Raw genomic sequence first — 12152 nt, 5'->3', positions numbered from 1 at the left:
ATATTGATGTGATTTAAAAGAGACAAATCAGAAAATTATTTATTTTTGAATGACTAAAATAAAAAAGCCATTTGAGCGAATATCAAATGGCGAGAGGTAGTAAAGGTTAATTATATTAATTATTTGGCAGCGGCTTGCTGTTCTGCCTGAATTGCCGTTAATGCAATGGTAAAGACGATGTCATCTACCAATGCTCCACGAGACAAGTCATTGACTGGTTTGTTGAGGCCTTGCAGCATTGGTCCAACGCTCACAACATTTGCAGCACGCTGTACTGCTTTATATGTCGTATTACCCGTATTTAAATCTGGGAAGATAAATACATTCGCACGGCCAGCAACGCGTGAGTCTGGTGCTTTTTGACGACCCACACTTTCAACTGAAGCTGCATCGTATTGAAGTGGACCATCAATCAGTAAATCAGGACGACGTTGCTGAGCAATTTGAGTTGCTTGCTGTACTTTTTCAACATCAGCACCTGTTCCAGAAGTACCAGTTGAGTAGCTGATCATGGCAATACGCGGATCAATTCCAAAAGCTTTTGCAGAGTCAGCAGACTGAATTGCAATTTCAGCAAGTTGTTCTGCTGTCGGGTCTGGATTAATCGCACAGTCGCCATATACATAAACTTCATCTGGTAAAAGCATAAAGAATATTGATGAAACCAGTGAATAATCAGGGGCTGTCTTGATGAGCTGGAATGCTGGGCGGACCGTATTTGCTGTGGTGTGTACTGCACCTGAAACTAAGCCATCGACTTGATCTAAGGCTAACATCATGGTACCAAGCACAACAGTATCTTGAAGCTGTTCTTTCGCTTGCAGCTCGTTGAGTTTGCCTTTACGTAGCTCAACCATTGGTGCAACGTATTGATCACGAATACTATCAGGGTCAACAATTGCCAATTCAGCAGGTAATTCAATACCACGTGCTTTGGCAACATCGTGCACAGCATCTGGTTTAGCTAACAAAATACAGTCAGCAATACCACGTGCCTGACAAATTGCCGCAGCTTGAATGGTGCGTGGTTCATCACCTTCAGGTAGCACAATCCGTTTTTTAGCTGCAATTGATTTTTGCACCAGTTCATGACGGAAAGCCGATGGCGACAGGCGAGGGGTAGCGGCATTATTGCTATGCTGCTTAAGCCATTCAACATCAATATGACTTGAAACAAATCGAGTCACTTGCTCAGCTCGTTCGGTATCGTCTGTTGGAATTTCATTGCCAAAATTAGATAAACGCTGAGCAGTTTCAAGTGTGTTTAAACGGGTATGTAAAATCGGTAACCCTTGTTTAATTGCACTTTGACAAAAGTCTAAAAGCTCTGGTGCTGGCGCTTCTCTTTCGGTAAGAACTAAACCTGCAAGAGGAATACCATTGCTGGTTGCCAAACTACTTGCAAGTAAAACGTCGGTACGCTCAGATGCGCTAATAATTAATTCGCCTGCAATGAACTTATTCAATTCATATTCAATGCTTGAAGCAATTAAACTCGAATGCAAAATACGACGTGTTTTAGCTTCACCTTGATGTACCCATTGCCCATCAATGACATTTGCAATATCAAGTGTTCTTGGTACGCTTAACGTGTTGCTAAATGGAACCAGCCCAATAATCGGTAAATCACTAGAACCAAAATAACGATTATATTTTTGCAGTTCAGTCGTAAATTTTGCGATTTCTTCAGTGGGACGTAACGATGGATCAAACGCAACAGGAATTTGTGCTGTTTCTTCGGTTAATCCACGGGTACGCATAAAGAGTACACCAGCAGTACGATTTGATGTTGCTCCACCAAACTGGCGTAAATGAGCATCTACCTTTTCTGCTGCTTTTTTCGGGTTTTGAATATCTGCTGTACTGACCAGCACGACTTCTGCATCAAGCGCTTGTGCAAGACTTGCGTTAAGTTCACTGGCGAAGTGATCTTGTCCGTTAGGTAATAAGCCTTCCACAATAATGACATCATGGTCTGCTGCAACACTACGATGAAGGCTAACCGCTTCTTCAAGTAATTCATCTACTTCCCCAGCGGCAATAAGCTGAGTTAATTTTTCATGCGAAATAGATTGAACAGTTTTACTTTGAAATAAATGACCAAATAATGAAGTGGTTCGGTCAAGATGCTCTTGGTCTTCTTGAGAAAATGGTTTTAAAAAGCCTGCTTTAATTCCGTTGCAATCAAGTGCGTAAATCATGCCTAAGCAGGCAGAGGTTAAGCCAACCCCTTCGCCTGTAGGAATCAATAAAATTGTATTCATATAAACCTATAAATAAACGAATATCGAGTTTTCGCTAAGCTCTAATTAAGCAAGGCTTGCTACAGATGCTGTATTTTCTGCCGCTTCAACAACTTGACGAGTTTCTTTGGCAATACGGCCTTCTTCGTCTGTAGGAATGACCCAAATTTGTGGACCATTTCCGTTGTCGATTCGCCCTTCAGTGCCACGTTTTAGGTTGTTGTTTTGATCTTTATCAAGCTGCAAACCAAAATGAGGTAAATAAGCTAAGGTTTTTTCACGAATATAGGCTGAGTTCTCGCCAATACCACCTGTGAAGATTAAGCCGTCCAGAGTCGGTAAACCACAGCTTAATGCAGCAAGTGATTTTGCAAGGCGATAGCTAAACACTTCAATTGCAAGGCAAGCATCTTCATTACCATTTTCAGCAGCTTCAATCACTGTACGCATGTCGTTAGACAGTTGAGATAAACCTAGTAAGCCACTTTCGTTATTTAAAACTTTATCAATTTTAGCCAAGTCCCAACCGAGATTTTTCGCAAGGAAGCTATGTAAGCTTGGATCAACGTCACCACTACGTGTTCCCATCACTACACCTTCAAGTGGAGTAAGACCCATGGAGGTATCAACACTTTGTCCATTCCACACTGCGCAAGTTGAACTGCCATTTCCTAGATGCGCTGTTAACCATCCACCTTTTTTCAGGTTACCTGCCAGCTCACTCGCTTTGTCAGACACATAGGCGTGGCTTGTACCATGGAAGCCATAACGGCGGACGTTGTGGTCAGTATATAAAAACTTAGGAATTGCATAACGGTATGCATGCGGTGGCATGGTTTGATGGAATGCAGTGTCGAATACGGCAACTTGAGGTAATTCAGGAAATAGACGTACGGTTGCGTCAATACCAATTAAATGTGCTGGGTTATGAAGTGGGGCTAAAGGTGTCGCAGCACGAATACGTTCAATAATTTCAGGAGTGAGTAATTCTGCTTTGGTTAAACTACCCCCGTGTACAACACGATGTCCGATTGCTTGCGGTTTGTAGTTGGCAAGACGTGCAAGTAAAGTTTCTAAAGCTTTGGCATGGTCAGCATAAGGGATTGAAAGTTCAAGTGGTTCACCACCTACTGTAATTCCCTTAATACGAGCATCAGCTGCCCCCAAGTTTTCTGCTAAACCGTAAATACGATCTTCACGACGCTCTGAAACCAGTGCGTATTTAATAGATGAAGAGCCGCAATTGATAACTAATACTGATGTAGCCACGTTGAAATACCCAAGTCCTGATTTAAAATAGTTTTCCTAACTTCCTGTTCAAGATGTATTATTTTTCGATACAGATTGAACGGGTTGTCATGTTTTAACATGTGTTGTTTTTCTGTCCAAGATAGACTTTAGCCCATTAGACTTAAGCACTATCGACCATCAAATTATTTGTAACTAACATTTATCCAGTATAAAGCTTAACCACTGTATTCCTTGTTTTTTTATACGTGTAGAAACGAGTTTTTTGTATATATTTATGAAAGGTAAATTTCTATTTAATGTATTTTTCAAATATTTGGTATAAATTTTTTAAAAAAAAAGGAGTGGTGTTATTTTAATCAAACTATAGGGGAGTATTACAAATAATATACGTAAATGAAATTAAATTTTAATCGTTTATATATAGGTTAAAATATATAAATCATAAACATTTTTAATATAAAACTTAGTATAAAAAAGTCGGTATAAATACATTTATAAGAATATTTTATTGCTTTGATATTATGAGAATTTTCTCATAGTTGTTAGAGGCTAATATACCAATAAATATAGCCAAAAATAAAAACAGCTTCTTGTTTAAAACTTAAACATAATTTGTATTTAATACCCATGCTCCGGTATCACCGTAAAATTTACTAGGGCTTGCATGTCGCTTTTTGCCTTAATAATATTGTTCCTTCCCCTTATCAAATGATGATGAAATATATCATTTGGTCTATTTTTATGTTCCGGCTTATCCGGTTGTACAGGAGCGTCCAGCATGGACTTGCCGAATCCAGTATTGGCAAAAGTGACCGAGCGTGTAATCGCACGTAGTCAAAAAACTCGTTCTGCATATTTACAACGTATTGAACATGCACAAGGCAAATTTCCTGCTCGTGGAGCACTTTCATGTGCCAATCTGGCTCATGGTTTTGCCAGTATGGACGATAATGAAAAATTAATTATTAAAGTAGGCCGTGAACCAAATATTGGCATCGTATCTTCATACAACGAAATGCTGTCGGCTCACGCACCATATAAAACATTTCCAGATTTAATTAAAACAGCCGCTCGCGAAAATGGGGGAGTAGCACAATTTGCAGGTGGTGTTCCTGCGATGTGTGACGGTATTACCCAAGGTAATGCTGGCATGGAACTATCTTTGTTCTCTCGTGAAACCATTGCGATGAGTACAGCGATTGCATTGTCTCATAACATGTTTGACGCAGCTTTATGTCTTGGTGTTTGCGACAAGATTGTGCCGGGCTTGCTCATTGGTGCTTTGCAGTTTGGCTATTTACCTACTATTTTTGTGCCAGCTGGTCCAATGACCAGTGGTCTATCTAACGATGAGAAAGCCAAAATTCGTCAGCAATTTGCAACGGGTCAGGTTGGCCGAGATGCTTTGCTAGAAGCTGAGTCAGCTGCTTATCACGGACAAGGGACTTGTACTTTTTATGGTACAGCCAACAGTAATCAAATGCTGATGGAAGTAATGGGCTTACATTTGCCAAGTGCCGCATTTGTTCATCCTCATACACCATTACGTGATGCACTCACCGCAGAAGCGGCGATTCGTGTACTTGATTTAACAGTTGAGCGTGGAAACTACACGCCGATTGGTCATGTTGTCGATGAAAAAGCAATTATAAACGGTATTGTGGCATTACTCGCTACCGGTGGTTCAACCAACCATACTTTGCATTTGATTGCGATTGCTCGTGCCGCTGGAATCTTGATTGACTGGGATGACTTCGATGAGTTATCGGCTGTTGTTCCATTACTCGCAAAAATCTATCCAAATGGTAAGGCTGATGTAAACCATTTCCAAGCTGCGGGTGGGGTTGCTTTCCTCATCCGTAACTTACTTGAAGCTGGCTTGTTGCATAACGACGTAACGACTGTGGCTGGTAAAGGTTTACAGCATTACACCAAAGAACCAAAACTGATTGACGGTAAGCTCACTTGGGTTGACGGTGTGGTTCAAAGTCTTGATGACAAAGTTTTACGTAGCATTGATGCGCCGTTTCAACCAGATGGTGGCTTGCGCTTAATGCAAGGTCGCCTTGGCCGTGGTGTAATCAAGATTTCTGCTGTTGCGCCAGAACATCGTAAAGTTAAAGCTCCAGCAATTGTGTTTGATTCTCAAGAAGCAGTGCAAGCTGCATTTGATCGTGGTGAATTACACCGAGACTTTATTGCAGTTGTTCGTTTCCAAGGTGCGCGTGCTAACGGTATGCCTGAATTGCATCGTTTAACGCCTGTGTTGGGTGTTTTACAAGATCAAGGTTTCCACGTTGCTTTAGTCACTGATGGGCGTATGTCTGGCGCTTCAGGCAAAGTTCCTGCGGTGATTCATTTATCTCCAGAGGCCTTACTAAATGGGCCGATTGCTAAAGTTCAAACAGGCGATATGTTGGTTATTGATGCTGAGGCTGGCGTACTCGATGTTGAAATAGATGAACAGACTTGGCAGTCGCGTCCTGTTGCTCAGCCAGAACATCAGGCAGAAAACGAGGTTGGCTTTGGCCGTGAATTATTTGGTGTTTTCCGTGCTGCTGCTGCGCCAGCTGAACATGGAGCATCTGTATTTGGTGCATTGGTTGGTGAAAATTCACCAGAGCAGATTTGAATCAAAGGAACTGAAAAATAATGATTAAAATTGAAGATATCGTCAAATTAGGTCCAGTTATCCCTGTATTGGCATTTGATTCTGCTGAGCAAGGTGAAGATGTATCACGTGCTTTACATGCGGGTGGTGTGAAAGTTCTTGAGATTACATTGCGTACCGCTGCTGGTCTTGCTGCTATTGAGCGTGCTAGCCAATTGGCAGATGACATTGTGGTGGGGGTAGGTACGATTACCAAACCAGAACACTGTGCGCAAGCCAAAAAAGTAGGTGCTCAATTTGGTGTATCTCCTGGTTTAACTAAAGATTTGCATTTGGCTGCGCAAGATGCTGGCTTACCTCTATTGCCGGGTGTGATGACACCAAGTGACCTGATTCAAGCGATTGAATTGGGTTATGACATTGTGAAGTTCTTCCCAGCTCAACAGGCAGGTGGCGTTGAGATGCTAAAAGCATTTTATGGTCCATTTCCAAACTTGCGCTTTTGTCCGACTGGTGGAATTACGGCAGAGTCAGCGCCAGATTTCTTAAAGCAACCTAACGTGGTTTGTGTAGGTGGTTCATGGTTAACACCTAAAGCTACTGTAGCTGCACAAGACTGGGCTGAAATTACTCGCTTGGCACAAATTGCGAGTCAGTTGAGAACTTTGTAAATGTAGACAATATTTATAAAAAATGAAGTGCATTCTATGTGCTTTAAAGGCTGTATTGATGTGATCAGTTTGTACTGGTCACACCTAAATATAAAAATTTAATGTCTTAACAGTAGGAATTACTGTGGTTGAAGACCCTTGTTTAGGCAGTGTGCCTAAATAATTATTCCAAGGAGAAGTGTCCCATGGAGACGGTTCAGGGTGGTATGTTACTGATCTACACTGTAATCGCGATTATTGCTTTAGTGGTCATGATCGCGAAGTTTAGAATTTATCCATTTTTAGTTCTTATTATTGTTTCACTCGGTTTAGCCTTGGCTGTTGGCATGCCAATGGGTGATATTGTTAAGTCTTATGAAGCCGGTACAGGTAAAACCTTAGGTCACCTTGCGATTGTAATCGCACTAGGAACAATGCTCGGTAAAATGATGGCTGAGTCTGGTGGCGCAGAGCGAATAGCAATTACTTTAATTAAGTGGTTTGGTGAGAAAAATATTCACTGGGCCATGATGTTTATTGCCCTTATTGTTGGTCTTCCCGTATTTTTCGAAGTAGGTTTCGTTCTACTCATTCCAATTGCATTCAACATTGCCAAGCGAACAGGCAAATCTTTACTGGTTGTTGGCTTGCCAATGGTTGCAGGTTTGTCGGTTGTGCATGGGTTAATTCCACCACATCCAGCGGCATTGTTGGCAGTACAGGCTTACCATGCTGATATTGGTAAAACGATTGCTTATAGTCTGATAGTGGGTGTGCCAACGGCTATCGTCGCTGGGCCACTGTATGCATTGTGGATCAACAAATACGTCAAATTGCCTGAGAATAACCCGTTAGCGAAGCAGTTTATTGAAGCAGATACGAATAGAACTCGTGAGCTACCAAGCTTTGGGATTACCTTATTCACAATTATGCTGCCTGTAGTATTAATGTTGGTTGGAAGCTGGGCTGATCTGTTCTTTGCACCACAGACTTTCGCAAATGATTTGCTACGTTTTATTGGTACTTCTGATATCGCATTACTCATTGCCGTACTGGTCAGCTTTATTACCTTTGGTACGATGCAGGGCTTTAACCGTGAACAAATTGAAAAATTCTGCGGTGGGTGTTTAGCTTCTATTGCTGGGATTATGTTGATTGTAGGTGCTGGTGGTGGTTTTGGCGGCATTTTGCGTGACACCGGTATTTCTAATGAGATTGTTTCTACAGCATTGAAGGCAAATTTATCACCGTTATTGTTAGGCTGGTTTGTTGCAGCACTGATTCGTTTGGCAACAGGATCGGCAACGGTGGCTATGGCTACAGCGTGTAGTATTGTCGCTCCAATTGCAGCTACGGCGGGTGTCGCAGTTAGGCCAGAACTTTTAGTACTTGCCACAGGTTCAGGTTCATTAGTTTTCTCACATGTAAATGACGCAGGATTCTGGTTAATCAAAGAATATTTCGGTATGACAGTAGGGCAGACACTCAAGACTTGGTCAGTATTAGAAACGATCATTTCAGTGTTGGGTTTATCTTTCACGCTACTGCTTAGCACTATTTTATAATTAAAGGTGAGTAATCCATGATTGTGATTGCAATGGGTGTCTGTGGAACAGGTAAAACCCTAATTGGTGAATTGTTATCAGAGCGTTTGGCTTGTGAGTTCCTTGATGGCGATACGCTTCATTCAGCTGCAAATAAAAGTAAGATGAGTCAAGGTATTCCCTTAACTGATGAAGACCGCTTGCCATGGTTACAGGCAATTCGTCAGGCCATTGAAACCAAACAAAGAGACGGTGAAACAGCTGTATTTACATGCTCATCTTTAAAGCGAATGTATCGCGATATTTTAAGAGGGCAGGATCAGAATGTTAAGTTTGTGTACCTAAAAGGCTCTTATGAGTTATTACAGCAAAGACTGGCAGAAAGATCTGGTCATTTTTTTGACCCAGCGTTGCTACAAACACAGCTAGATACGTTGGAAGAACCTGATATGAATGAAGCAATTGCTATTGATATTGCTCTCACACCAGAACAAATCATTGAGCAAGTCATTCAGAAGCTAGGAATGACTGATAATGTGTGTCGGGGGTAAATTCATCTAGAAAGATTATCAACGCTTTAAGTTATTCACCTTGTGATTTACGGTTCAAGCAAGGTGAATACGGATAATAATAGTGATATTGACCCGAAAAAGACCTGATTACAGTGGACAGTTCGGGGATATATAAAAGACATACGAATAATAAGGTATTAAGAAGAATGAATCAGTTAAATAATTTACAGCATAAATTCCCAGTAGAGGATAGTATTCCTGAAAGTGTGCGTCTGCCTTCTCAAATTCATCAGCGTGTCTCACTAGTGGATGGTGAGTTGAGGTTGGGGGCTGGTGCAACCAAGAAAACATTATCTCCAATCTGGATTCAGCAGCCTGACGGTAGCTTACAGCAAGTTGAACTTGGTAGTTATCCGGTCATGGGTGAAAAAGAAAGTGATGAAGCGTTAGAGGCCGCGGTACGAGCTTACAACAATGGTCGTGGCGAATGGCCAATGATGAAGGTTGGTGAGCGCATTGCCTGTATGCAAAATTTTATTCAGCGCATGGTGGAGCAGCGAGATCTGATCATTAAGCTGATCATGTGGGAAATTGGCAAAAGCTTGGCTGATTCAGAGAAAGAGTTTGACCGTACGATTACCTACATGCGTCAAACGATAGATGCCCTGAAAGATTTGGATAATGCCAACTCTCGCTTTGTCATGGCTGAAGGTACGATTGGTCAAATTCGTCGTACTCCATTAGGCGTAGTGTTGTGTATGGGACCATACAACTACCCACTGAATGAAACCTTTGCGACTCTGATCCCAGCCATGCTAATGGGTAATAACATCATTTTTAAACCACCTCAATTCGGGACCTTGTTGTTTGAACCGTTACTAGAAGCGTTCCGTGATTCATTTCCAAAAGGCGTGATCAATACCATTTATGCACCAGGTTCTCTAGTAGTACCCCATCTACTGGCATCTGGGCAAATTAATGTACTGGCACTGATTGGTTCTAGTAAAGTAGCTGATCATTTGAAGAAGCAACATCCTAAATCTCACCGTCTGCGTGCGATTTTGGGGCTGGATGCGAAGAATGCAGCTATTATTCTGCCGGATGCCGACTTGGATCTGACAGTGAAAGAGTGTCTGTTAGGTGCATTGTCGTTTAATGGTCAGCGTTGTACCGCGCTCAAAATGCTGATGGTACATCGCTCGATAGCCGATGAATTTGTTAACCGCTTAACGGCTGAGCTGGCCAAACTTAAAGTGGGGATGCCATGGGAAAAAGGTGTATTTATTACGCCATTACCAGGTATGCACCGTACGGCCTACATGACTGACGTCATTGAAGATGCCGTGGCTAAAGGGGCAAAAGTGGTTAATCTGGAAGGTGGTGAATTCTGCAAAACAATGTTCTATCCAGCCGTAGTTTATCCAGTGACTGAAGGTATGAGGCTGTATCGTGAAGAACAGTTCGGTCCAGTTGTGCCAGTTGCTGTTTATGATGACATTGAAACTGTCTTGGAATATGTTACTACTTCTGATCATGGTCAGCAGGTGAGTATTTTTGGTAGTGACCCTGAGCAAATTGGTCATTTAGTTGATCCGCTGGTTCATCAAGTCTGTCGTGTAAACATCAACTGTCAATGTCAGCGTGGCCCTGATGTGTTCCCCTTCGGTGGTCGTAAAGATTCTGCGGAAGGTACACTGTCTGTGCATGATGCGCTTCGTGCATTCTCGATCCGTTCCATGATTGCTGCTAAGCAGACAGATGATAGCAAAGGCATGTTGGCCTCAATGGTGTCGGAGCACTATTCTAAATTTGTGAATACTGACTTTATTTTCTAATTAATAACTTGAATAATAAAAAACGCCTGAAATTGATCAGGCGTTTTTATTTGAACTCATAGATTTAATTATTGGCGAATTTGTCCGTCACCTAACACAATCCATTTTTGTGAAGTTAAGCCTTCTAAACCAACTGGGCCGCGGGCATGGATTTTATCGGTGGAGATGCCAATTTCAGCGCCTAAACCATATTCGAAACCATCCGCAAAACGAGTTGAAGCATTGATTACGACTGAGCTTGAATCTACACGAGCCAAGAACTGACGAGCTAAAGTGTAGTTTTCAGTCACGATTGCATCGGTGTGATGTGAACCATATTTGTTGATATGGTCAATTGCTTCATCAATCCCGCTCACCACTTTAACAGCAAGAATTGGCCCTAAATATTCAGTATACCAATCTTCTTCTGTCGCAGGTTTTACAGAGGCACCTAAAATACGGCGTGTTTCTGGGCAACCACGTAATTCAACTTGTTTTTCAGCATACAGTTCGGCAATGCGTGGTAAGAAAACGTCTGCAATTTTTTCATCAACAAGCAGTGTTTCCATCGCATTACAAACACCGTAACGATGTGTTTTTGCATTTAATGTAATTGGTAAAGCTTTTTGCAAGTCGGCCTGTGCTTCAACAAATACATGGCAGTTACCATCAAGATGTTTAATGACAGGAATACGCGCTTCGTTAGTTACACGCTCAATTAAGCTTTTTCCACCACGTGGAACGATTACATCTACATATTCAGCCATGGTAATAAGATGACCAACTGCCGCGCGGTCAGAAGTGTTAATCACTTGAACTGAATCTTCAGGTAAGCCAGCAACTTTTAAGCCATGCTTAATCGCTTCAGCAATTGCTTTATTTGACTCGAGTGCTTCTGAACCACCACGTAAAATAATGGCGTTGCCCGATTTAATGGCTAAAGATGCAGCTTCAAGGGTTACGTTTGGACGTGATTCGTAAATCATCCCAACAACACCTAAAGGCACACGCATTTTACCAATTTGAATGCCTGTGGGGCGATATGCAAGATCCGTAATTTCCCCAATTGGATCGACAAGTGCAATCACATCTTTTAGACCTTGCAACATTCCTTTAAAACGTGCGGGCGTAAGTTCAAGACGATCAAGCAATGCGCTGTCGAGCTGATTGCTACGACCTTTATCCATGTCGATTTGATTCGCTGCCAAAATAGCTGCCTGATTATTTTCTAAAGCAGTATAAATAGCAGAGAGCGCATGATTTTTTAGTGAGGTAGAAGCACTTGTGAGGACACGAGAAGCCTCGCGTGCTTGTTGCCCAACTTTTTGCATATATTGTTCAATTGAATCTTGCATAGCATTTTTTAATCATTTACCAATGACTACGATAGTAGCAGTCAAATGCGGAACAATGAATGGCTTTTTTTCAAAAATGTGACCGCCATAAAAAAACATTTAAATATTTTGCAAACTATTAGCGGCTTAAACAAGATGAGCGGTCATTTCAGCGATTGCGTATATTTCAGAC

Annotated in this window: 9 protein-coding genes; 5 read left to right on the top strand and 4 right to left on the bottom strand. The window is 41.8% G+C overall.

The window, feature by feature from the left end; genetic code table 11:
* Nucleotides 1-119: 119 nt before the first annotated feature.
* The 3 genes from pta to J655_RS24530 are packed head-to-tail and all read right to left on the bottom strand — an operon-like array spanning nucleotide 120 to nucleotide 3613.
* Entirely contained in the window at nucleotides 120-2264 is a 2145-nt protein-coding gene (gene pta, locus J655_RS12135) for a phosphate acetyltransferase (protein WP_032005611.1), read from the bottom strand.
* A 45-nt stretch (nucleotides 2265-2309) separates the two neighbouring features.
* Nucleotides 2310-3512 (bottom strand): acetate/propionate family kinase, encoded by a 1203-nt coding sequence (locus tag J655_RS12130; RefSeq protein ID WP_032005610.1) that lies wholly within the window; start codon nucleotides 3510-3512, stop codon nucleotides 2310-2312.
* Nucleotides 3494-3613: a hypothetical protein gene (locus tag J655_RS24530; RefSeq protein WP_014208326.1), complete on the bottom strand. Its 120-nt coding sequence runs from the start codon at nucleotides 3611-3613 to the stop codon at nucleotides 3494-3496. The genes J655_RS12130 and J655_RS24530 overlap by 19 nt, the downstream gene beginning before the upstream one ends.
* Before the next feature lie 659 nt (nucleotides 3614-4272).
* Here J655_RS24530 and edd point away from each other — a divergent pair.
* The 5 genes from edd to J655_RS12105 all read left to right on the top strand — a co-directional run bounded on the left by edd (nucleotide 4273) and on the right by J655_RS12105 (nucleotide 10646).
* The gene (edd, locus tag J655_RS12125) at nucleotides 4273-6126 is read left to right on the top strand and encodes a phosphogluconate dehydratase (RefSeq protein WP_017398805.1); all 1854 of its coding nucleotides are present in this window, start codon (nucleotides 4273-4275) and stop codon (nucleotides 6124-6126) included.
* Nucleotides 6127-6146: 20 nt separating this feature from the next.
* A complete protein-coding gene (gene eda, locus J655_RS12120; protein WP_032005608.1) occupies nucleotides 6147-6776 on the top strand; it encodes a bifunctional 4-hydroxy-2-oxoglutarate aldolase/2-dehydro-3-deoxy-phosphogluconate aldolase in 630 nt (209 codons plus the stop codon).
* Nucleotides 6777-6961: 185 nt separating this feature from the next.
* Entirely contained in the window at nucleotides 6962-8320 is a 1359-nt protein-coding gene (locus J655_RS12115) for a gluconate:H+ symporter (RefSeq protein ID WP_002115035.1), read from the top strand.
* Nucleotides 8321-8337: 17 nt separating this feature from the next.
* Nucleotides 8338-8850, top strand: coding sequence for a gluconokinase (locus tag J655_RS12110; protein WP_032005606.1), 513 nt, complete (start codon nucleotides 8338-8340; stop codon nucleotides 8848-8850).
* A gap of 167 nt (nucleotides 8851-9017) precedes the next feature.
* On the top strand, nucleotides 9018-10646 hold the full coding sequence (locus tag J655_RS12105; RefSeq protein WP_032052421.1) for an NADP-dependent glyceraldehyde-3-phosphate dehydrogenase: 1629 nt from the start codon (nucleotides 9018-9020) through the stop codon (nucleotides 10644-10646).
* A gap of 68 nt (nucleotides 10647-10714) precedes the next feature.
* Here the strand turns inward: J655_RS12105 and J655_RS12100 are convergent, their stop codons facing one another.
* Nucleotides 10715-11980, bottom strand: a complete 1266-nt coding sequence (locus tag J655_RS12100) for a glutamate-5-semialdehyde dehydrogenase (protein WP_032005603.1) — start codon at nucleotides 11978-11980, stop codon at nucleotides 10715-10717.
* Nucleotides 11981-12152 lie beyond the last annotated feature (172 nt).

The sequence above is a fragment of the Acinetobacter sp. 1294243 genome, from assembly GCF_000588015.1.
Lineage (GTDB): Bacteria > Pseudomonadota > Gammaproteobacteria > Pseudomonadales > Moraxellaceae > Acinetobacter > Acinetobacter pittii.
Note: the sequence above shows the minus strand (reverse complement) of the source record. Positions and strands in the feature narration are given on the sequence as shown.

What these genes read in the sequence shown, in the direction of transcription:
- pta (WP_032005611.1), bottom strand. Translation starts at nt 2,264, where the DNA reads ATGAATACAATTTTATTGATTCCTACAGGCGAAGGGGTTGGCTTAACC.
- J655_RS24530 (WP_014208326.1), bottom strand. Translation starts at nt 3,613, where the DNA reads ATGTTAAAACATGACAACCCGTTCAATCTGTATCGAAAAATAATACAT.
- edd (WP_017398805.1), top strand. Translation starts at nt 4,273, where the DNA reads ATGGACTTGCCGAATCCAGTATTGGCAAAAGTGACCGAGCGTGTAATC.
- eda (WP_032005608.1), top strand. Translation starts at nt 6,147, where the DNA reads ATGATTAAAATTGAAGATATCGTCAAATTAGGTCCAGTTATCCCTGTA.
- J655_RS12115 (WP_002115035.1), top strand. Translation starts at nt 6,962, where the DNA reads ATGGAGACGGTTCAGGGTGGTATGTTACTGATCTACACTGTAATCGCG.
- J655_RS12110 (WP_032005606.1), top strand. Translation starts at nt 8,338, where the DNA reads ATGATTGTGATTGCAATGGGTGTCTGTGGAACAGGTAAAACCCTAATT.
- J655_RS12105 (WP_032052421.1), top strand. Translation starts at nt 9,018, where the DNA reads ATGAATCAGTTAAATAATTTACAGCATAAATTCCCAGTAGAGGATAGT.
- J655_RS12100 (WP_032005603.1), bottom strand. Translation starts at nt 11,980, where the DNA reads ATGCAAGATTCAATTGAACAATATATGCAAAAAGTTGGGCAACAAGCA.